Below are 19,258 nucleotides of genomic sequence, written 5' to 3' on the forward strand. Positions count from 1 at the left end.
CCAACCTCGGCTTCCATGACTCGATGGAAGCCACTGTGGACCCTTATCCCGGGGTCCCGATTGGATGCCGATCACCCCGAAAACGGGGTCCTTATTCCATGCCGAAACACAATCGTCCGATCAGCGGCGCTGCGCGACTGAATTGGCGTAGGCGGCGCGCCGCGCCGCGAAGATCTCATCCGGCGGATAACCGATGCCCTCCGCAAGATTTGCCGGATCGAAGCCGGAGGTATCGCACGTCTCGTCCGCTTCGATCGCGGTGATCACGATCGTTCCGAGCCGTACGGCTTCCCGGCTGTCCTCATCCGGCCACCGGATCGTGACATCCTGCGTCGGGTCATCAGGACGACCGAGCAGCGCCATCAGGCTGAACCGGATATCGCGTGTCGCGATCCTTGCTTTGAGATCATCGTGCAGGACGTCGGCGGACGTCGTCCTGGCCTTGCCCCCGATCGCCGCAAGCTCGCCACCGACCGGGACGACCTTGAACTTGATGAACTGCGTCTCGCCCTTCGAATTCGTTGCGGGGAAGGCATGGACGGCCCAATAGGTCGTGCCGGCGAAACTCGGGGGAGGCGGATGCGCGGCGATGTAGTTCGCCTGACGCAGCGTTTCGGGATTGGCGGCGGAGAAGGCCTTGATCCTCTCCAGGTCCGGCCTGCCATCGCGACCGGGCATGCGCGAGGTGAGGAATGCCAGCATTTGATCGAGCGTCCTCGCATAATGAACCGGAGCGCTCTGCGTGAGGATGTCGGAGCGATGCTCGTCGTTGCCGAGCCTGAAGCTGAAGCCGCGCAGCGTGAGATCCCTGGTCTCGGATCCGCGGGGGCCGCCGTCCACCGAGAAGCGCGCCAGCACGCGCGATGGTGTTGTGAAGCTTCGCGACGTCGTGACCTCGTCGGCCCGATCCGAAGGGATGTAGGTCCCCCGGACGCAGCGGCCCTTGGCAAAGCTCGCGCGTACCTTTGGTGGATTGCCCAGAACGGCTTTCTGAGCCTCGACAATGGAGGCGGGTGTGGCGGTGCCGCTCGGGAACAGGGACATGGCTTGGTCTTGATTTGCTATCCTCAACCGTTAGCGGCGGGGATGCTTCGCCGCTCCAGAGCGATTGCTGTGCTTGCAGAGCGATTGCTGTCTTCTTGCGCGGTCACCAGGGCACTGAACGCGGCGTCAGCGGAGCGTCGACGATAAAATACCTCAGCAAAATGAATAGCTTGAATTGAAGTCTTCCCACAGCCCATGATGGATCGGGGCGGGCGCTCAAAGGCGGCGTGTGCACGGGCAGCAAGGTCCATTGAACGGACGGCCGGCCGTTGTTCGGAATGATCCGTCATCCGCTGAGGCGTGGGCAACCTCGGAGGGGGCAGTGCCGAGCCTCCTGCACCAACGAGACGTGCCTCGGACTGCAATCCGAACCTGAGCTGGCGCCGACGATTGACAGCCAATTATTACATGTCTAAAAATATGCAAATTCATATAATTCGTGAGATGCCTGAATGGACACGCATCCGCTCAAGCTCAAGGTCAGATCGTATGCCGCGGAGACGCCGTTCATACGGAGCCTTGTGTTTGGCGTGGAGGACGGCGTCGCGCCGCGATGGCAGGCGGGTGCACATATCCGCGTGGCGCTCCCGAATGGAGGCGACCGGCCGTACTCGCTGATGGCTCTGCCGGGCCTCCCCGAGGGTACGCTGGCGCTCGGGGTGCTGCGCGAGGAGCCTTCGACCGGTGGCTCGCAGTTCATGCACGCGCTGAAGATCGGCGATGTCGTGAAGGCAACGGCGCCGGTCAACAATTTTCATCTGCATGAGGGAGCGGCGCCCGCGCTGCTGTTCGCCGGCGGCATCGGCGTCACGCCGATCCTGTCGATGGCGGCGAATCTCGCGGCCCGAGGAAGCCCGTATCGCTTGCACTATTCGGGCCGCACGCAAGGCCTGCTCGCGTTCCTGCCGCACCTGCAGGAGATTTGCGCCAAGGGCCTGTCCATCCACTACGACGGCGACGAGTCCCGTCTGGACATTGCAGCGGCGCTCGGCAATGCCGCCGCAAACGCCCACATTTATGTCTGCGGCCCGGCCGGCATGATTGACGCGGTGAAGGCGGCTGCGCTCGGCAGGGGCATTCTGGCCGACCGCATCCACTACGAGCTCTTCAAGGCCGAGCAATCGTCCTCGCCCGACTTGCCGTTCGAGGTCGAGCTCAAATCGACCGGGCGGGTCGTCAGCGTCGCGGCCGGTCAGACCATCATCCAGGCGCTGGAGGCCGCGGGTCTCGACGTGCTCTACGACTGCCAGCGCGGCGATTGCGGCATCTGCCAGTGCGGCGTGATCGAAGGGGTGCCCGACCATCGCGACGTCATCCTCAGCGACGACGAGAGGGCGTCCAACAAGGTCATGCAGATCTGCGTATCACGCGCGAAGTCGGAACGCCTGGTGCTGGATCTCTAGGGGAGGCGAGGGACGTCATGGCGAAATACGGACAGAATGCCGACGCGATCGCGGCGCTGGTGCGCGAGGCCGAGGTGCACCGCGACGTCTATGTCGACCCCGAGATCTTCGAGCTCGAGATGGAGCACCTGTTTCCGAACAGCTGGATCTATGTCGGGCATGCAAGCCAGTTGGGAAAGCCCGGCGATTTCATCACCGCCAATATCGGCCGTCAGCCGGTGCTGGCGAGCCGCCACACCGACGGCTCCATCCACGTCTTCTACAACCGCTGTCCGCACAAGGGCGTGAAGATCGCCTCCGAGCCCTGCGGCAACACCGGAAAGTTCTTCCGCTGCCCCTATCACGCCTGGTCGTTCAAGACCGACGGCTCGCTGCTCGCGATCCCGCTGAAGAAAGGCTACGAGGGCACCGGCTTTGGCGATACGCAGGCGAATGAGGGACTGTCGAAGGTCAGGAACGTCGTGATCTATCGCGATTTCATCTTCGCCCGCCTGAGCGACGACGGCGTGTCCTTCGAGGATTATTTCGGCGAAAGCCTTTCGACCATCGACAACATGGTCGACCGCTCGCCGGAGGGGAAGCTCGCAGTCCAGGCGACGCCGATCCGTTACATGCACACCTGCAATTGGAAGATGCTGGTCGAGAACCAGACCGACACCTGCCATCCGATGGTGGCGCATGAGAGCTCGGCCGGCACCGCGGTCAAGGTCTGGAAGCGCGAGCAGGGCTCCTCCACGGAGACGCCGATGGCCGTGCAGCTCTATGGTCCCTTCATGAGCCCGTACGAGTTCTACGAGCAGAGCGGCATCAGGATCTGGCCGAACGGCCATGGCCATACCGGCGTCGCCAACTCCATCCATTCCAACTATTCGGACATCGAGGGCTATGTCGGCCAGATGGTCGCGGCCTATGGCGAGCAGCGGGCGCACGAGATCCTCGGCGAGGTCAGGCACAACACCGTGTATTTCCCGAACATCATGGTCAAGGGTGCCGTGCAGATCCTGCGCAATTTCATCCCGATCGCGGTCGAGAAGACGCTGGTCGAGAGCTGGGTCTACCGCCTGGTCGGCGCGCCGGACAAGCTCTACGAGCGGGCGCTGATGTACAACCGCTTCATCAACGCGCCGACCTCGATCGTCGGGCACGACGATCTCGAAATGTACGAGCGCGCGCAGGAAGGACTGAAGTCGAACGGCAACCAATGGGTCAATCTGCGGCGCCTCTACGAGAGCCATGAAGAGCAGGACGTCACGGCCGTGATCAACGGCACGTCCGAGCGACAGATGCGAAACCAGTTCCACGCCTGGGCGAAATTCATGACCATGGACATGGACAAGCGTGTCGAGGCCGCGGAATGATCGACGAGAAGGCCATCACGGACTTGATCTATCTGGAAGCCGAGCTGCTCGACACCATGCAATGGCAGGCCTGGCTCGATCTGTTTCACCCCGAAGGGCGCTACTGGATGCCGCTCGAATGGCAGCAGCAGGATCCGGTGCTCCAGCCCTCGTTGATGTACGAGGATCTGCTGCTCCTGAAGGTGCGGGTCGAGCGGCTGGCCGGCGAGCGGACCTTCAGCCAGAAGCCGAAGAGCCGTTGCCATCACCTTCTCCAGGCACCGCGGATCGTGGCGTGCGACCCGGCTGCGGGCGTCTACAAGGCGCGGACGTCCTATATCTATACCGAGACCCGCGGTGATCTGCTGGAGCGCTATTCGGGATGGGCGTCGCACGAATTCGTAGAGGTCGGCGATGCCCTGAAGATCAAGCTCAAGCGGGTCGATCTCGTCAATTTCGACGCGCCGTTCGGCAACATCCAGCTTTTCATGTGAGTACGCCTTGACCGCTGCGACCACAGTCTACGCCCGCTTTCGCGAGACCGCCCTTCGCCGGGAGGAGGCGGGCTTCCTCAACGTGCTGCCGGAGACCGCCGATATCTATGGCATCGCGGCAGGCGAGATTTCCTACCGCGCCATGCTCGACCGGGTCGAGCGCCGGCGCTCGGCTTTCGCAGGCCGGGGCTATGGCGAAGGCCACAGGGTCGGGCTGCTGCTCCAGAACCGGCCGGTGTTCGTCGAGCTGTGGTTCGCGCTCAACGCGCTCGGCGTGTCCGTGGTGCCGATCAATCCCGATTTGCGGATCAGCGAGCTCGAATACATCATTGCGCATTCCGAGATGAATGCGGCGTTCGTCCTCGCCGAGCGGCGCGACGAGGTCGAGACCGCGGCGCGCCAGGCCGGCCGGCCGATCCCGGTCGTGACTGATCAGGACGACGTTCCCGTACCCCTCGGAGGTGCGCGGCCTTCGACCGCCGGAACCGAGGCGAGCGAATGCGCGCTGCTTTATACGTCTGGAACCACGGGACAGCCCAAGGGCTGCGTGCTCACCAACACATATTTCCTGCATTCCGGAAACTGGTATCGCGATGTCGGCGGGCTGATCGATCTCAAGCCCGACTGTGAGCGCATGATCACGCCGCTGCCGCTGTTTCACATGAACGCGATGGCGGTGTCGCTGATGGCGATGTTGTCCGTCGGCGGCAGCCTCACCATGCTCGATCGCTTCCATCCACGTACCTGGTGGGCGTCCGTCCGCGACAGCCGCGCGACCTGTCTGCATTATCTCGGCGTGATGCCCTCGATGCTGATGAGCGCGCGGCAATCGGAGCAGGACCGCACGCACACCGTGCGCTTCGGCTTCGGCGCCGGCGTCGACAAGCTCCTGCATGCGCCGTTCGAGGAGCGCTTCGGCTTTCCGCTGCTGGAGGCCTGGGCGATGACAGAGACGGGAAGCGGCGGCGTTATCGCCGCCAATGTCGAGCCGCGCAAGATCGGCACGAGCTGTTTCGGACGTCCGGCCCCCGAGGTCGACGTTCGTATCGTCGACGACAGCGGTAACGACGCGCCGGTCGGGACGCCGGGCGAGCTGCTGGTGCGGCGGGCAGGCGCGGACCCGCGTTACGGCTTCTTCCGCGAGTACCTGAAGAACGAAGCCGCCACCGCCGAGGCGTGGGACGGCGGGTGGCTGCACACCGGCGATATCGTGTCGCGCGATGCGGACGGCGACCTCCATTTCGTCGACCGCAAGAAGAACGTGATCCGCCGTTCCGGCGAGAACATTGCCGCGGTCGAGGTCGAGTCCGTCCTCAACCGCCATCCCGCAATCAGGCAGGCCGCGGTTGCCGCGACGCCCGATCAGGTGCGCGGCGACGAGGTTGCGGCGGTCATCATCGCCGAGGAGGCCGGTGCGGACCGCGCGCGCGCCGAGGAGATCGTGCGCTGGAGCCTGGAGCAGATGGCCTATTACAAGGCGCCGGGCTGGATCTGCTTCGTCGACAGCCTGCCGTTGACCGCGACCGAGAAGATCCAGCGCGGCGGCCTGAAGGACTTTGTCGCCAAGCTGATGGGTGATGGCGCGTTCTTCGACCTTCGCGACCTCAAGAAGCGGCAGGTCTGATCATGAGCGAGATCCGTACCACACTCATCACCGGCGGCAATTCGGGGATCGGCGAGGCACTGGCGAAGAAGCTCGTCGAGAGCGGGCAGCGTGTGGTCTCGGTCGGGCTGGAGAAGCCGGACTGGACGCATGATCTGCTCGCGGCCTATCGCGCTGATCTCTCCAATATCGAGGAGACACGCGCGATGGCACAGGAGATCTGCCACGATCACGCCGTCGATCGGCTCGTGCACAATGCCGGCGTGATCCTGCCGAACCTGCTGCCTGATGCGAAGCCGGAAGACATTTTGATGCTGGCGCAGCTGCACCTGGGCGCGCCGATGCTGCTGACCCAGGCGGCGCTGGAAGGGATGCGTGCGCGCCGCTTCGGCCGCATCGTGTTCGTCTCTTCGCGGGCCGCGATGGGCGCAGCGACGCGGTCGGCCTATTCCGCGACCAAGGCCGGCGTGCACGGCCTGGCGCGGACCTGGGCGCTGGAGCTCGCCGCGAGCGGCATCACCGTGAACGTCGTGGCGCCGGGGCCGATCCTGACCGACAATTTCTGGGGCATCATTCCCAAGGGCTCCGAGCAGCAGGAGCGGATGGCGCGCAACGTGCCGGTCGGGCGGCTCGGCTCGCGCGAGGATGTCGCGCACGCCATCAGTTTCTTCCTCGACGAACGTTCCGATTTCGTCACCGGCCAGGTGCTCTATGTCTGCGGCGGCACCAGCCTGGTCGGCCTTTGCCCGTAGAGCATGATCCGGACCCGGAGGGCCGCGTTAGCGCAAAGTGTGAAGCGGTTTTCCGAAAAGATCATGCCCCAATAGACAAGATCAGATCTGGTTCTGGCGGATGTTCTCGACCATCTTGGCCAGCACGCGCGCACAGACCTCGATGTCGTCGGGCTCGATGCCTTCGATCAGCTTGTCGTAGTTGCTCGCCATGATCGGCCAGATCTTGCGCAGCAGCGCCTCGCCGTCCGCGGTCAGACCTACGACGCGGCGGCGCTGGTCTTCCTCCGCGATCTCGCGCTTGACGAGACCCGATGACACCATGGACTCGACCATGCGGCTCGCCGTCGACTGCTCGGTCACCGCGAGAACGGCGACCTCGTTGACCGTGAGGGTCTTGTAGATGAACAGAACCGACAGCGTCCGGAACACGACATTGTTGATGCCGTGGTCGCTCAGGTCGCGGTTCTGATCGAGATTCCAGCGATTGGCGAGCCGGTTGAACAGATACGGGATGTAGGTTTGCAGCTGGTCCCTCGTCCTCGGCGGACCCGACTGCCATCTGCTCTTGGATTCTCTGGCCATTATCTCTTGCGACTTTGCTTCTTGCTCTCGGTATGAAGTTTTGAAGAAAGGGATTTCAGTACGGACAGTGCGATGTCCAGCTCCCGGGCCGAAACATTCTCGAGCCGTTTGCCGAGATGCTTCTTGTGAACGTCGGCCGCCTTCCTGAACAGCGCCTCGCCCTTGGGCGTCAGGCGCACGATGAACGACCGCCGGTCCTCGCTCGACATTTCCCTGCTGATGAGGTCGTCGGCGAGAAGACGCTGCACCAGCCCCGAGACGTTGCCGCCGGTGACTTTCAGATTTTGCGACAGCTGCCCGAGCGCGAGGCCATCCCGGTAGCGATCGAGCTGGGCCAGCACGTCGAATTTTGCGAGCGACAGGCCGAACTCGGCGTTCAGCATCGAATTCAGCGACGCGAACAGCTCGCCATGCAGCGACAGCAATTGAAGCCAGAGCCGGGTTTCGATCTGCCCAGGGACGGGAACAATGTTCTCTTTGAGTGCTGCCGGCATTGCATGACCATCGAGTACAAGATGTCTCGTCGATTGGAGGGATTATCGCGGGTCTTTCGCTCCGATTAACAATTTGAGAATCGTAGTCAAGTCGCCTGATCCTGACGTCTTGGGGGTCGAACGGCAATCCACTCCCGCGTCCCCCTCCGATGGAATCATGCAAAAGTCTTGATGGTCTGGATCACGCCGTCGAGCTCCTTGCCGGCGCTGTCCTTCAGCGCGGCCTCGCGCAGGCGGCGCGCCCAATCGGCGGCATCCTCGCGTCGTTCGACCAGCTTGATCGCCGCCAGCGTCCTGTCGAATTTCGACAGCCCGCGGCTGTGGGTATCGGAATAGCCTTTCACGAGGCGTCGGCATTGCAGAATCTCGACACCGAGCTGGTAGTTGGTGGCGACCGCGTCGGTTGCGGCCTTGAGCCATCCGTCCCGATGCGCGGTCTCGACCGCGTGACGCAGCGAGCGGCGTCGCAGGCCGCGTAGTCCGGCCACGACGTAGAGCGTCAGGAACCAGGGCAGCGAGTAGGTCCGCACCCGGCGTCCCCGGTTGACGCGGCGGTCGAGCCAGCCGAGGAGGCGCGGCCGCGCGCCGAGCCAGCGGCTGAAGCCCGCGGGCAGCACGCCCATGACCTCCTCCATGCGCGGATGCATGAACTCGGTGGTCTGGAGCACCTGGCCCTCGGACATCTCGAGCTCGCTCTCGATGCGCGCGCGGCGAGCGGCGCGCGTCTTCAGGTCGGCCACGCGGATGACGTCGTCATAGCTCATGGCGTTGGCGAGGTACTTTGCCGCGGTCTCCGTGAAGGCATAGGCGCGCGGACCACCGCCGGCGCTTCGGTCGGCCGCGTGCAACGTCCTGAGAATGTCGAGATACTCGGCGCCATAGGCGACGTCCTGGAAGTCGACGACCTTCCTCAAGCCGGCGCGGGCCATGGTGAGCGCAGGCTCCGGCAGCTCCTGCTTCAGTCTTGCGATGAGCCCGGCAAGATCTGGATCGGGCGTTGCGGGAGAGGGGGCGTGATCGGCCTGCTTTGATGGCGCTGGCGCTGTGACCTCGGGTGAGCCGGCCTTGACCCGGTCAAACGCGGCTTCAAACGTCTCCACGCTGGCCTTGGCGCCTTTCCCACCTGCGCGGATCACGTCGAGATAGCTGTCGCGGCTGAACGGCAGCACAGCGGCCGCCGCGAGCGCACCGAACATCGCGGCCGAGATGACGCTGCCATGCGCGATCGCCAGCGCGTTCAGGTCGAAGATGATCTCGGACTTGGCGGCAACCCCGATGGCGCCGGTGACGGCGCCGCCGTCGGCGATGCCGTTGCCCGGTGCGATCTTCTCGCCGATCGCAAACGACCGGTGGTTGGATGCGATCAACGTGGTGCGATCCGGCGTCACGAGGCCGCGCAGGATCGATCGGCCGGCCTCCATGAATTCCGCCGCCATCACCACGTCGACGTCGCCGGGCGTCGGTATCAACGACAGGATCGGCTTGCGGCCGTCCAGCGGCGGCATCGCCTCGATATAGTAGATCGTGGCGCCGGTGCGCTGGGCGACGCCGGGGACCGAGGTCGATTGCGCGACCCAGCCATGGTTCTCCGCGAGCTGAACGATCCAGTCGGTCAGCACGCCGCCACCCTGGCCACCCATCGCGACGATCGCGATGGAGATTGGCCGCTCGGTCGCCTCGCCGGCGGCGGGGAGGGCCAGCCGGATAGTCTCGTCTCTCATGCCAGTGCCTCGAGCGCCGGACGCCGGCGATCACGCCGCCGTTGCAACCAGCCGATCACGGCCATCGCAACCTTGGATTTGAACCTGTCCCAGCCGGTCGGATTGTGAATGACGTCCGCGCGATAGAACGAGGGGCAGAGCACGGCGGCCTCGGAGACCTCGCCGCAATTGCCGCAGCCGACGCAGGAATTGTCGATCGCCGCAACGGGATCGTCGCGCAAGGGGTCGTCCAGCTGCTTCACCGAAAGCGACGGGCAGCCCGAGAGACGGATGCAGGCATGGTCGCCGGTGCAGACGTCCTCGTCGACACCGAAGCGCTCCTTGACGGTGCGCACTCCGTCCTTGATGGCCTTGTTGATCTGCGGCTTCACGCGGCGTTGCTTGTTCAGCATGCATTCGGAGGACGCGACGATGACCTTGGGGCCTTCCTCCTTGGTCGTCAGCGCCTCCTTCAGCGTGTCACGCATTTTGCCGACATCATAGGTGCGGTCGAGCTGGCGTACCCACTGGCCGCCGATGCCCTTCACGGCCTTGACGATCGAATTGTTGGTGTCGCGCCGCTCGTTGGTCGCGCGCGACGAGAGGATGTCCTGACCGCCGGTCGCCGAGGTGTAGAAATTGTCGACGATGACGAACACGCCGTCATGCTTGTTGAACACGGCATTGCCGATACCGCTGGTCAGTCCGTTGTGCCAGAAGCCGCCGTCGCCCATCACCGCGATCGAGCGTTTGTCGGCCTTGACGTTGAAGGCCGAGGTCGAGGCCGGGCCAAGGCCGAAGCCCATGGTGGTCGCGCCGATATTGAAGGGCGGCAGGATCGAGAACAGATGGCAGCCGATGTCGGCCGAGACATGATGCTGGCCGAGCTCTTCCTCGACGAGCTTCATGGCGGCGAAGATCGGCCGCTCCGGGCAGCCGGTGCAGAGCCCGGGCGGGCGCGCCGGCACGACCTGCTTGAGCTTCTCGACCGCGGGGTGATTGAGCACGGGAACGGCGTCCGGCGCCGGCGGCCGGTTGCCGAGCAGCCGCGGCTCGGTCTTCTCCAGGAAGTCCCTGACGCCGCCGAGCAGAACCTGTGCGGTGTAGTCGCCACCCATCGGCAACACGTCCTTGCCGTGGATGCGCGCCTGGATGTCCCTGCGGCGCAGCACGGTGTTGATCGCCTGCTCCAGATATTCCGGCTGGCCTTCCTCGACGATCAGGACGGCGTCCTTGTCGACGCAGAACTCCGCGACCTCGGTGTCGATCACGGGGTAGGTGACGTTCATGACGTAGAGCGGAACCTGCGTGTTGCCGTAGGCATCCGACAGCCCGAGATATTGCAGCGCGCGGATCACGTTGTTGTACATGCCGCCCTGCATGATGATGCCGACCTTGCCCTGCTTCGGCCCCATCCATTCATTCAGCCTGTTGTCCCGGATGAAGCCGATCGCCGCGGGCATCCGCGTCTTGATCTTCTCCTGCTCATGCTCATGGGCCGCCGGCGGCAGCACGATGCGGTTGACGTCGCGCCTGGGGTTGTTGAGCGCGTCCTTGATGGTGTGCGCCGGCTTGACGTTGTCCTTGCAGGCGAAGCTGCCGTGCATGTGGCAGGCGCGGACGCGGACCTCGAGCATCACGGGCGTGTTCGAGAATTCGGAGAGCTCAAAGCCCTTCTCGATTAGATTGACGATGCATTCATGATCGGGGCGGGGATCGAGCAGCCACATCTGCGATTTCATCGCGAAGGCGTGGGTCCGCTCCTGCATGATGGACGAGCCTTCACCATAGTCCTCGCCGACGATGATCATGGTGCCGCCGGTGACGCCGCCCGAGGCGAGATTGGCGAGCGCGTCGGAGGCGACGTTGGTGCCGACCGTCGACTTCCACGCCACCGCGCCGCGCAGGGGATACATCACCGAGGCCGACAGCATCGCCGCAGCAGCCGCTTCGTTGGCGGAGCTCTGGAACACGACGCCGAGATCGTCGAGCACGTCCTTGGCGTCGGCCAGCACGTCCATCAGATGCGAGATCGGAGAGCCCTGGTAGCCGCCGACATAGGCGACGCCGGATTGCAGCAGCGCCTTGGTGATGGCGAGGATGCCTTCGCCGCGGAACGTATCGCCGTCGCCGAGCCGGAGATCCTCGACCTCGCGAGCAAAAGACCGTTCAGCCATTGCACCCTCCAGAAATATGCGGTAGCATACGTTTATATATGAAGTAAGTCAACGCCGCGCCATGCTATCACGCTTGCGGACCTCTGCTCCGGCAAGGCGATCATGAGCCAGCGACAGGGTAGGGCCAATGCTGAAGCTGCCTCGCTTTAGAGCCGCCGCCGTCCAGGCTTCACCTGTCTATCTCAACCCGGGCGCGACAGCCGACAAAGCAGCTTCACTGGTCCGTGAAGCCGCAGCCAATGGCGCGAAGCTCGTCGCGTTCCCCGAGGTGTTCGTTCCCGGCTATCCCTACTGGAACTGGATCACCGATCCCGTCACGGGCAGCGCATGGTTCGAGAAGCTCGCCAAGGCATCGGTGCTGGTGCCGGGTCCGGAGGTCGATGTCGTCAGGAAGGCCGCGCGCGACACCGGCTGCCACGTCGTGCTCGGCGTGAACGAGCGCAGCCCGGTGTCGCTGGGCGCGATCTACAATACCCTGGTTTTCATCGGGTCGGACGGCGCGGTGCTTGGCAAGCACCGCAAGCTGGTGCCGACCTGGGCGGAGAAGCTGACCTGGACCGGCGGTGACGGATCGAGCCTGCGCGTCTATGATACCGAGATCGGGTGTCTCGGCGGGCTCGCCTGCGGCGAGAACACCAACACGCTCGCGCGCTTTGCGCTGTTGGGGCAGGGTGAGCTCGTGCATGTCGCCAGCTACATCTCGCTTCCGGTCGCGCCCCCCGACTACGACATGGCGGAGGCGATCAAGTTGCGCGCGATCGCCCATTCCTTTGAGGGCAAGATTTTCACGATCGTCTCCTGCTCGACCGTGTCGGAGGAGATCATCACTGCGATGGAAACGGTCGTCCCCGACGCGCGTGCGCGCCTGCAGCGCAAATCGAGCGCGTTCTCCGGCATCATCGGACCTGATGGCCGCGTGGTCGGCGATGCCCTCATCGACGACGAAGGCATCGTCTACGCCGACATCGACCTCGACCGCTGCATCCAGCCGAAGCAGATGCATGACGTCGTCGGGCACTACAACCGGTTCGACATTTTCGATTTGCGGGTCAACCGACGTCCGCTGGCGCCGCTGGGCCTCGCAGACGGTGAGGGCGATGACGCGGGGCAGGGCTTCACGCCGATCCCGCTCAGATCGGAATAATGGTTGGGCGCGTCGATAGAGCGGCGCCACGAGACAGGACTTGGAGGATAGGATGCGCGAGAACGTCGTCGGCCGGGCCAATGTCGAAGATACCCCCGAGCTCAAGGCTTATTACAAGGACCTCGAAAAGTACGAAGCCGGTGCGCTGTGGACGGTCGCCAACAAGATCGAGCCGTGGGCGCCGCAATCGGCGTCCGTTCCCGTGCTCTGGCGTTACAACGATCTGCGCGAGCACGTGCTGCGCTCGGTCGAACTGGTCTCGCCGGAGAAGGCGGGGCGGCGGGTGATCTATCTCAACAATCCCGGCCGCCGCGATGTGTCGGCCGCGGTCGGCTGGCTCTATTCGGGATTGCAGGTGATGCATCCCGGCGAAGTCGCAACCGCGCACGCGCACTCGGCTTCAGCCCTGCGCTTCATCATGGAAGGGTCGGGCGCCTACACCATCGTCGACGGTCACAAGATGACGCTGGGGGCGCGGGATTTCGTGCTCACGCCGAACGGAACCTGGCACGAGCATGGCGTCGAAGGCAACGGCTCGGTATGCATCTGGCAGGATGGCCTGGACATCCCGCTGGTCAACGCGCTGGAGGCGAACTTTTTCGCGGTCCATCCCAAGGTGCAACAGGAAGACTCCGGCTATCCCGTGGACGACATGACCAAGACCTGGGGCAATCCCGGGCTTCGGCCGGCGGATTCGAAATGGTCGAAGGGCTATTCTCCCATGTTCAAATACGAGTGGGAGCCGACCTACGAGTCCTTGCGCAAATACGCCGCCGCGACCGACGGTTCGCCCTATGACGGCATTCTCATGAACTACGTCAATCCGATCTCCGGCGGACACGTGATGCAGACGATCGGCGCGAGCATGCAGCTGCTGCGGCCGGGCGAGAAGACGAAGTCGCATCGGCACACCGGCAGCTTCATCTACCAGGTCGCCAAGGGCCGCGGCTATTCGATCATCGCCGGCCAGCGTTTCGAGTGGCAGGAACGCGACATCTTCTGCGTTCCCTCCTGGGCCTGGCATGAGCACGGCAACGCCTCGGGTAGCGAGGACGCCTGCCTGTTCTGCTTCAACGATCTGCCCGTCATCGAGAGTCTCGGCTTCTACCGGGAAGAGGCCTATGGCGACAACGCCGGCCATCAGCCGGTTGCCGCCTGACGTCCCCCGCAGAATTCAACCGAAAGAGCCGGATAAAGCTTCATGCGCCTTGTTACCTACACCTTGCGCTCCAGCGGTGCCCGCCTTGGGGTCCTCGTTGATGGATTGGTCGTGGACGTCGAGCACCTCGGTGCGTCGCATGGCTTTGCATGGCCGAGCGACATGCTGTCGTTCATCGACAACAACGCGACGCTGCTGCCGGCGCTAAAGGAGCGTCTGGACGATGCCGATGGACGCTTGCCGGCCGGTTCCGCCGTTCCGGTCGAAGACGTGAAGCTGCAGGCGCCCATCCCGCGTCCGCGAAAGAACATTTTTGGCATCGGGCTGAACTACCGCGCGCATGTGGCGGAGTCCGCCAAGAGCCTGGACACGGACAAGGATCTCCCGAAGCAGCCGGTCGTCTTTTCCAAGCCGCCGACGTCGGTGATCGGCCCCGGCGGCGCGATCCAGCACAATGCGAAGATGACGCAGCAACTCGACTGGGAAGTCGAGCTCGCCGTCATCATCGGCAAGACCGCAACCCGCATCGCGACCGACAAGGCGATGGACCACGTCTTCGGCTATTCGGTGTTGATCGACATCTCCGCGCGCGACAATCGCCGCGCCGGCCAGTGGATCTTCTCCAAGGGCATGGACACCTATGCGCCGTTCGGCCCCTGCATCGTGACCGCGGACGAAATTCCCGACCCGCATGACCTGCGGCTGTGGCTGACCAAGAACGGGGTCATGAAGCAGGACTCCAATACCAAGTACATGATCTTCGACATCCCGGTTTTGATTTCCGACATTTCGTCGGGCATGACACTCGAGCCGGGCGACATCATCGCGACGGGAACGCCGGAAGGCGTCGGCGCCGGCAGGACTCCCCAGGAATGGCTGTGGCCGGGCGACGTGGTGGAAGCGGGGATCGACGGCGTCGGTGTCATCCGGCATCCGGTCGTTGCGATCTGATGACGTCGTTCTCGTTCGACCGCGAGCTGAGGTTCGGAGACTGCGATCCCTCGGGGATCGCGTACTTCCCGTCCTACCTGAACATCCTCAACGGTGTCGTCGAAGACTTCTGGGCGAGAATCGGGTTTCCGTGGCCGGAGCTGATCACGGTCCGGAAGATCGGGACGCCCACGGTGCACCTGACCTGCGACTTTTCCCGGCCGTCGATGTTCGGCGATCTCCTGACGTTCAACTTGCATATCGGCCGGGTCGGCGGATCGTCGCTCCATCTGGAGCATGTCGTCTCCGGCGCGAACGGCAAGCGCTGTCAGATCCTTGCGGCGACGTCGCTGGTGGATCACCATGCGATCCCGTGGCCCGATGACATTCGCGCCGCGCTGATGGCGCATGCGAGCGTCGGCGAGGGCACCGAGGCAACGCCCGCATGATCTCGCTCTTCATGACATTCTCCGATCCGGCAGGCGAACGGCGAATTCATCCTGACGAGGTTGACGCCGTAGCGGAGCTCGTCGGATCGATCCCTGATATGACCGAGGGCTTGCTGTTCACGCCGCTCGAGCAGTCGGTCGATCATCCCTACAAGGCCGATGGCTCCGGCCCGGTGTTTGCGCTTCAACTACGGTTTCCGGACGTGTTCGCCTGCGAGGCGGCAATGGACCGCGGCGGCATACTTGCCGGTCTCGCGACGGGGGCCGGACTGGCGAGCCTCACCGGCTTGGACGTCACGCACCAGGTCATGCTGACGCGCGCGTTTCCCGTCGGCGTCGCCGAACATCCGGCAGGCACGACCACTCCGTGCAGCTACCTCGTGCACTATCCCGGCCCGGCGGAAGACATGAACGCCTGGAACCTGCACTATCGCGAGCATCATCCATCGATCATGCGAACCTTCCCTGATGTTCGCCAGATCGAGATCTACACCCGGATCGATTGGGTCGACCGGCTGCCGTCGCAGCGCGTCGAGCACATGCAGCGCAACAAGCTGGTCTTCGACAGCCCGCAAGCCCTCGCGCAGGCGCTGGCCTCCGACGTGATCCAGCGAATGCGCGCAGACTTCGTCCAGTTCCCGCCATTCACAGGCGGCAACAAGCATTTTCCGATGCTGACGCGGGTGGTCAGGTCTAGGCCCTAGACAGCCGAGAGCGTGAAAAAATATCGCGTGAGCCCGTTGGTTCGGATTGATCGCCAGATGTCCGCTCTGGCGTTCGTTTCAGAAAAACTACGGGGGCGGCAAATCGAGGCCGTTGGGTAGCCTGATCCAAAGAACGGTTTGCTCGTCTGGGGAATGACGAGACAGATGGCCCTTTCCGTGTGTGTCCTCCACCAACACGAACTCGCCCGCAGAGACGCTCCGCACCTCGCCGTCGCTCGTCTCGTATTCGACCGCGCCAGTCAGTCTGACGGTCAATACCCGCGCGGGAACGGTGTGCCAATCGACCTGTCGCATACCGGCAGGGATTTGGGTAACCTCCATGCTTGACGCGGGATAGCGCTGGGGCACCTGAAACGGCTTAGCACCAGGAGCGACGGTCAGCTTTGCCGTCATGGGGATTTCCACCTCACCGAAGTGAGATTCACCGTCCGGGGTTGCGTATATCCGAAGACACTTCATCGGCTGTCACCTTTTGGCTCGCCAGCGCAAACAAGACCACCCTGCCATGACTGCGGCGAGGGTGATCACGGCTCTGATGGGTTGGTCCGCTACGGGCGACGGCCCGCTTCGGGCCAAAAGCCGCCTTCTCCGCCAAATCCGGTTTGTTCTTATCGGGCCCCCGGGCGGCGCCCGAGGCCGTATCGCGTCGTATCAGCGCCGACATCCTGATGCTAGATTTCACAACGGCGGGGAGCACCTGCTTCCTGCTTCAGACCGAACAGGAGGACGACATGCCTGATAGCGTCTACAAGGTCATTGAACTGATCGGTACCAGCAGCGACTCATGGGAGAAGGCGGCCGCCAATGCGGTCGGGCAAGCTTCAAAAACTCTCCGGGATCTTCGCATTGCAGAGGTCGTCAAGCTCGATATGCAACTGGATGAGAAGGGAAACGTAGAGGCCTATCGCGCCAAGCTCAACGTCTCGTTCAAGTTCGAGGGGGCCTGAGCCTCGGCACCTCGCCCCCGCTTGCGGGGCGAGGTTGGCTCACTGAAGAAAGGCGCGCGGCCGTCCGGGAAGCAGCGCCCTGGTCCAACCGGGAGCCGGTATGCTTTGATGCGTGGGGCGGGAACTGCAACGCGTGGTGACCTCATGTACATCGTCATTCGCAAGTACACCAAGGTTCGTTCGGTTGCGGACGCTGCCCGCCGCGCCAAGAGCGGCGTCGGTCAGATCCTGAAGCAATCGCACGGATTCAGATCGTACTACGTGCTGGATGGGGGCGACGGCGTTGGTGTCGCTGTGATGATATTCGAGGACCGCGAAAGCGCCAATGCAGCGAACGCCAGGATAATGGAGTTTATTCAAGCAAGTCTGCATGACCTCGATCTTGGGGATCCCGAAATCACTGCCGGCGAAGTGTTGGTAAATATAGAACCTGATGCGTCCTCGGCATGAAGTACTCGTAAACGCCGCCAGCTGTGCGGGGTGCCGGTCCTTGCCGCTGCTGTCGATCTGATCGTTGTCGCGCAGGGGCGATCGCGCCCTGGACATCCAGATGTCGTCGGTCAGGAATATTCGACTGCTCATGCTTTTCGAGGAGTAACAACATGAGGCAACACGATTTCGAACCATCTTTCATCTCGGCGACCGTCTGGACGCCGCTCGTAGCTATGGACGTCGCGATGCCGCCCCGAGATCCTGATGAAGACGAGGAGGAGGACGAGGACGACGAGGACGAGGATGAAGCCGACGAGCCGGCAGTCGTCCGCGAGCCGGATGAAGACTAGGCCGTGAACCCATAAAGTAGGGAGGACCGGCGCCGCATGATGCCGAGTATTCGACGAACCTTGTGCATATCGTGTCAGAGCGATAGCAGTAGGGGCGGAAATCTCGCTCTTGCGAATTAAGGCACTTAAGCCGACGTAAGGACGCTCAAATATGCTCACTGTCTATGGCGAAGGTCGTGGGTTCCGTGTCGTTTGGCTGCTCGAAGAGTTGGGTGTGGCTTATCGGCTGCGCCCGGTCGATCTGTTTGCTCTCGAGAATGATCCCGATTTTCTTGCGATCAACCCCGCCGGCTTTATCCCGGCGCTGCAGGACGGCGAGATGATCATGGTCGAGTCGATCGCGATCCTCGAATACCTGCTCGCCCGCCACGGCCCGAGCCCGCTCGCCGTCGCCCCGGATGATCCGGCTTTCGCCGCCTATCTGCAATTCCTCCATTTGGGAGAGGCTGGGCTCGCTGGACCAATGAACGCCGTCATCGTCGGTCGCGCGCTCGCCCCCACAGCAGAGCGAAACGCCCGGGTCACAATCTGGGCACTGGAGACCTTTCATAGCCGGCTGGGATTGGTCATCCAGCGTCTCGCAAGTCGTCCATTTCTCGCCGGAGACCGGTTCACCGCTGCTGACATTTCAGTGAGCTACGCTCTCCTGCTTGGTCTGCGAACCAGCAACTATACCCCGGGTTCAGTCGAGCGTGCCTATCTCGCCCGCACGACGACACGTCCCGCCTACGCCCGGGCGATGGAAAGCTGCCAAGCCACCAAGGTTTGGGCGGAGAGATCACCGGCGTTGTAGAGCCAAGTCGTGACTCCACAGAAGGGGATTCCCACGAGCGGCTTGGACTAGCCAGTGTCGGCCAGTCCGCGCTATAATCTCTCCATGGGCTGGGATGCGAAAGACGTAGCGCTGCTCAAAAGGCTCTGGGCCGCGGGACAGAGCGCGGCACAGATTGCGCGCCGTCTCGGGTGTAGCCGTAACGCGGTCTGCGGGATGTTAACCCGTTCGGGCTTGAAGCGTGGCCACAAGCCGCCAACAGCAAGACCCAAGATCAGGCCGCCCCCGAAAGTAAGGCCGGCGTCTTCGGCCGCCCTGGTACGTCGGGTAGAAAAGAAGGTGTCGCGGAGCACCGCAGAGAAGCAGCAGCCCAAGGAATTCAGCAAGCAGCAGCTGTACGCCATTCTAGCTGAGGCGGTCAGGAACACTGGCTAAGCGCTAACCACGACGGGCGTTACGCTCCGCGTCCGTGCCCTGGTCCAGCTCGAACGGTTCGGCTGTCGTGACCATTCCCCAAGCCTTGGTCTGCTTCGGGTCTTGGCCGTGTAAAAACGGTTTCACGGGAGGTCGGTTCTGAGGGTTAGGTGCCGAGGACGTCTCAGGCCGCGATCGCAGCGATTAGCCGCTTGGTTCCGATGATGTTCATGACCCGTGTCAGATTGTAGGCCAGGACGGAGAGTGCCATCTCAGCGGCGACCTTCGGAAGGGTTTTGGTGAGGAAGTGCGTCGCTCCCATGCGGGCCTTCATCGTGCCGAACGGATGCTCGACTGTCTCGCGACGC

At 63.4% G+C, this 19,258-nt stretch carries 22 protein-coding genes; 15 read left to right on the top strand and 7 right to left on the bottom strand.

From position 1 onward, the window contains the following. Nucleotides 1-120: 120 nt before the first annotated feature. Nucleotides 121-1,044 (bottom strand): catalase, encoded by a 924-nt coding sequence (locus tag QJT78_RS40710; RefSeq protein WP_038944992.1) that lies wholly within the window; start codon nucleotides 1,042-1,044, stop codon nucleotides 121-123. Nucleotides 1,045-1,496: 452 nt separating this feature from the next. On the opposite strand from QJT78_RS40710, the gene QJT78_RS40715 reads away from it, so the two are divergent. From QJT78_RS40715 to QJT78_RS40735, 5 genes are read left to right on the top strand one after another with little or no spacing between them, the layout of a single operon-like run. Beyond that, nucleotides 1,497-2,447, top strand: coding sequence for a PDR/VanB family oxidoreductase (locus QJT78_RS40715; protein WP_038944991.1), 951 nt, complete (start codon nucleotides 1,497-1,499; stop codon nucleotides 2,445-2,447). Between the two features lie 17 nt (nucleotides 2,448-2,464). Further along, a complete protein-coding gene (locus tag QJT78_RS40720; RefSeq protein WP_038944990.1) occupies nucleotides 2,465-3,805 on the top strand; it encodes a Rieske 2Fe-2S domain-containing protein in 1,341 nt (446 codons plus the stop codon). Next, a complete protein-coding gene (locus QJT78_RS40725) occupies nucleotides 3,802-4,278 on the top strand; it encodes an aromatic-ring-hydroxylating dioxygenase subunit beta (RefSeq protein WP_028153091.1) in 477 nt (158 codons plus the stop codon). Before QJT78_RS40720 ends, QJT78_RS40725 begins: the two co-directional genes overlap by 4 nt. Before the next feature lie 7 nt (nucleotides 4,279-4,285). After that, the gene (locus QJT78_RS40730; protein ID WP_028153092.1) at nucleotides 4,286-5,902 is read left to right on the top strand and encodes an ATP-dependent acyl-CoA ligase; all 1,617 of its coding nucleotides are present in this window, start codon (nucleotides 4,286-4,288) and stop codon (nucleotides 5,900-5,902) included. Nucleotides 5,903-5,904: 2 nt separating this feature from the next. Next, nucleotides 5,905-6,633, top strand: coding sequence for an SDR family oxidoreductase (locus QJT78_RS40735; RefSeq protein ID WP_038944989.1), 729 nt, complete (start codon nucleotides 5,905-5,907; stop codon nucleotides 6,631-6,633). Between the two features lie 81 nt (nucleotides 6,634-6,714). Here QJT78_RS40735 and QJT78_RS40740 read toward each other — a convergent pair whose 3' ends face one another. The 4 genes from QJT78_RS40740 to QJT78_RS40755 form a co-directional block, all read right to left on the bottom strand. Further along, a complete protein-coding gene (locus QJT78_RS40740; protein ID WP_038944988.1) occupies nucleotides 6,715-7,197 on the bottom strand; it encodes a MarR family winged helix-turn-helix transcriptional regulator in 483 nt (160 codons plus the stop codon). Continuing rightward, a complete protein-coding gene (locus QJT78_RS40745; RefSeq protein WP_028153095.1) occupies nucleotides 7,197-7,691 on the bottom strand; it encodes a MarR family transcriptional regulator in 495 nt (164 codons plus the stop codon). Before QJT78_RS40745 ends, QJT78_RS40740 begins: the two co-directional genes overlap by 1 nt. A gap of 155 nt (nucleotides 7,692-7,846) precedes the next feature. Beyond that, on the bottom strand, nucleotides 7,847-9,412 hold the full coding sequence (locus tag QJT78_RS40750; protein ID WP_028153096.1) for an indolepyruvate oxidoreductase subunit beta family protein: 1,566 nt from the start codon (nucleotides 9,410-9,412) through the stop codon (nucleotides 7,847-7,849). After that, nucleotides 9,409-11,568, bottom strand: coding sequence for an indolepyruvate ferredoxin oxidoreductase subunit alpha (locus tag QJT78_RS40755; protein WP_028153097.1), 2,160 nt, complete (start codon nucleotides 11,566-11,568; stop codon nucleotides 9,409-9,411). The genes QJT78_RS40750 and QJT78_RS40755 overlap by 4 nt, the downstream gene beginning before the upstream one ends. 127 nt (nucleotides 11,569-11,695) lie before the next feature. Between QJT78_RS40755 and QJT78_RS40760 the strand changes: the two genes are divergently transcribed. Genes QJT78_RS40760 through QJT78_RS40780 form a run of 5 tightly spaced genes read left to right on the top strand, consistent with a single transcriptional unit; the run spans nucleotide 11,696 to nucleotide 15,954 of the window. After that, nucleotides 11,696-12,712, top strand: a complete 1,017-nt coding sequence (locus QJT78_RS40760; RefSeq protein WP_038944987.1) for a carbon-nitrogen hydrolase family protein — start codon at nucleotides 11,696-11,698, stop codon at nucleotides 12,710-12,712. A gap of 52 nt (nucleotides 12,713-12,764) precedes the next feature. Continuing rightward, nucleotides 12,765-13,871: a cupin domain-containing protein gene (locus QJT78_RS40765; RefSeq protein ID WP_028153098.1), complete on the top strand. Its 1,107-nt coding sequence runs from the start codon at nucleotides 12,765-12,767 to the stop codon at nucleotides 13,869-13,871. Nucleotides 13,872-13,913: 42 nt separating this feature from the next. Then, on the top strand, nucleotides 13,914-14,822 hold the full coding sequence (locus QJT78_RS40770; protein WP_028153099.1) for a fumarylacetoacetate hydrolase family protein: 909 nt from the start codon (nucleotides 13,914-13,916) through the stop codon (nucleotides 14,820-14,822). Next, complete coding sequence (locus QJT78_RS40775) at nucleotides 14,822-15,250, top strand: thioesterase family protein (protein ID WP_038944986.1); 429 nt, start codon at nucleotides 14,822-14,824, stop codon at nucleotides 15,248-15,250. Before QJT78_RS40770 ends, QJT78_RS40775 begins: the two co-directional genes overlap by 1 nt. Continuing rightward, the gene (locus QJT78_RS40780) at nucleotides 15,247-15,954 is read left to right on the top strand and encodes a hypothetical protein (RefSeq protein ID WP_038944985.1); all 708 of its coding nucleotides are present in this window, start codon (nucleotides 15,247-15,249) and stop codon (nucleotides 15,952-15,954) included. The genes QJT78_RS40775 and QJT78_RS40780 overlap by 4 nt, the downstream gene beginning before the upstream one ends. A gap of 87 nt (nucleotides 15,955-16,041) precedes the next feature. Here the strand turns inward: QJT78_RS40780 and QJT78_RS40785 are convergent, their stop codons facing one another. Next, nucleotides 16,042-16,434 carry a hypothetical protein gene (locus QJT78_RS40785; RefSeq protein WP_028153102.1) on the bottom strand — a complete coding sequence of 131 codons (393 nt, stop codon included), beginning with the start codon at nucleotides 16,432-16,434 and terminating at the stop codon, nucleotides 16,042-16,044. 272 nt (nucleotides 16,435-16,706) lie between these two features. On the opposite strand from QJT78_RS40785, the gene QJT78_RS40790 reads away from it, so the two are divergent. The 5 genes from QJT78_RS40790 (at nucleotide 16,707) to QJT78_RS40810 (ending at nucleotide 18,911) form a co-directional block, all read left to right on the top strand. Next, nucleotides 16,707-16,922: a dodecin family protein gene (locus QJT78_RS40790; protein WP_281460543.1), complete on the top strand. Its 216-nt coding sequence runs from the start codon at nucleotides 16,707-16,709 to the stop codon at nucleotides 16,920-16,922. A 144-nt stretch (nucleotides 16,923-17,066) separates the two neighbouring features. Then, on the top strand, nucleotides 17,067-17,372 hold the full coding sequence (locus QJT78_RS40795) for a hypothetical protein (RefSeq protein ID WP_028153104.1): 306 nt from the start codon (nucleotides 17,067-17,069) through the stop codon (nucleotides 17,370-17,372). A 152-nt stretch (nucleotides 17,373-17,524) separates the two neighbouring features. Continuing rightward, nucleotides 17,525-17,704 (top strand): hypothetical protein, encoded by a 180-nt coding sequence (locus QJT78_RS40800; RefSeq protein WP_028153105.1) that lies wholly within the window; start codon nucleotides 17,525-17,527, stop codon nucleotides 17,702-17,704. A 151-nt stretch (nucleotides 17,705-17,855) separates the two neighbouring features. Further along, nucleotides 17,856-18,497, top strand: a complete 642-nt coding sequence (locus QJT78_RS40805; RefSeq protein WP_028153106.1) for a glutathione S-transferase family protein — start codon at nucleotides 17,856-17,858, stop codon at nucleotides 18,495-18,497. Between the two features lie 84 nt (nucleotides 18,498-18,581). Then, entirely contained in the window at nucleotides 18,582-18,911 is a 330-nt protein-coding gene (locus QJT78_RS40810) for a GcrA family cell cycle regulator (protein WP_028153107.1), read from the top strand. 163 nt (nucleotides 18,912-19,074) lie between these two features. Here QJT78_RS40810 and QJT78_RS40815 read toward each other — a convergent pair. Continuing rightward, a partial coding sequence (locus tag QJT78_RS40815) for a transposase (RefSeq protein ID WP_281460544.1) occupies nucleotides 19,075-19,258 on the bottom strand: 184 nt, incomplete at its 5' end.

The organism is Bradyrhizobium sp. Mp27 (genome assembly GCF_029953005.1).
In the GTDB taxonomy this organism is placed as follows: domain Bacteria; phylum Pseudomonadota; class Alphaproteobacteria; order Rhizobiales; family Xanthobacteraceae; genus Bradyrhizobium; species Bradyrhizobium barranii.

Bases quoted from the DNA above. Each gene is read 5' to 3' on its own strand.
- QJT78_RS40735 (WP_038944989.1), top strand. From the start codon at position 5,905: ATGAGCGAGATCCGTACCACACTCATCACCGGCGGCAATTCGGGGATC.
- QJT78_RS40765 (WP_028153098.1), top strand. From the start codon at position 12,765: ATGCGCGAGAACGTCGTCGGCCGGGCCAATGTCGAAGATACCCCCGAG.
- QJT78_RS40740 (WP_038944988.1), bottom strand. From the start codon at position 7,197: ATGGCCAGAGAATCCAAGAGCAGATGGCAGTCGGGTCCGCCGAGGACG.
- QJT78_RS40800 (WP_028153105.1), top strand. From the start codon at position 17,525: ATGAGGCAACACGATTTCGAACCATCTTTCATCTCGGCGACCGTCTGG.
- QJT78_RS40755 (WP_028153097.1), bottom strand. From the start codon at position 11,568: ATGGCTGAACGGTCTTTTGCTCGCGAGGTCGAGGATCTCCGGCTCGGC.
- QJT78_RS40795 (WP_028153104.1), top strand. From the start codon at position 17,067: ATGTACATCGTCATTCGCAAGTACACCAAGGTTCGTTCGGTTGCGGAC.
- QJT78_RS40770 (WP_028153099.1), top strand. From the start codon at position 13,914: ATGCGCCTTGTTACCTACACCTTGCGCTCCAGCGGTGCCCGCCTTGGG.
- QJT78_RS40720 (WP_038944990.1), top strand. From the start codon at position 2,465: ATGGCGAAATACGGACAGAATGCCGACGCGATCGCGGCGCTGGTGCGC.
- QJT78_RS40790 (WP_281460543.1), top strand. From the start codon at position 16,707: ATGCCTGATAGCGTCTACAAGGTCATTGAACTGATCGGTACCAGCAGC.
- QJT78_RS40810 (WP_028153107.1), top strand. From the start codon at position 18,582: ATGGGCTGGGATGCGAAAGACGTAGCGCTGCTCAAAAGGCTCTGGGCC.
- QJT78_RS40750 (WP_028153096.1), bottom strand. From the start codon at position 9,412: ATGAGAGACGAGACTATCCGGCTGGCCCTCCCCGCCGCCGGCGAGGCG.
- QJT78_RS40725 (WP_028153091.1), top strand. From the start codon at position 3,802: ATGATCGACGAGAAGGCCATCACGGACTTGATCTATCTGGAAGCCGAG.
- QJT78_RS40745 (WP_028153095.1), bottom strand. From the start codon at position 7,691: ATGCCGGCAGCACTCAAAGAGAACATTGTTCCCGTCCCTGGGCAGATC.
- QJT78_RS40775 (WP_038944986.1), top strand. From the start codon at position 14,822: ATGACGTCGTTCTCGTTCGACCGCGAGCTGAGGTTCGGAGACTGCGAT.
- QJT78_RS40805 (WP_028153106.1), top strand. From the start codon at position 17,856: ATGCTCACTGTCTATGGCGAAGGTCGTGGGTTCCGTGTCGTTTGGCTG.
- QJT78_RS40715 (WP_038944991.1), top strand. From the start codon at position 1,497: ATGGACACGCATCCGCTCAAGCTCAAGGTCAGATCGTATGCCGCGGAG.
- QJT78_RS40710 (WP_038944992.1), bottom strand. From the start codon at position 1,044: ATGTCCCTGTTCCCGAGCGGCACCGCCACACCCGCCTCCATTGTCGAG.
- QJT78_RS40760 (WP_038944987.1), top strand. From the start codon at position 11,696: ATGCTGAAGCTGCCTCGCTTTAGAGCCGCCGCCGTCCAGGCTTCACCT.
- QJT78_RS40785 (WP_028153102.1), bottom strand. From the start codon at position 16,434: ATGAAGTGTCTTCGGATATACGCAACCCCGGACGGTGAATCTCACTTC.
- QJT78_RS40780 (WP_038944985.1), top strand. From the start codon at position 15,247: ATGATCTCGCTCTTCATGACATTCTCCGATCCGGCAGGCGAACGGCGA.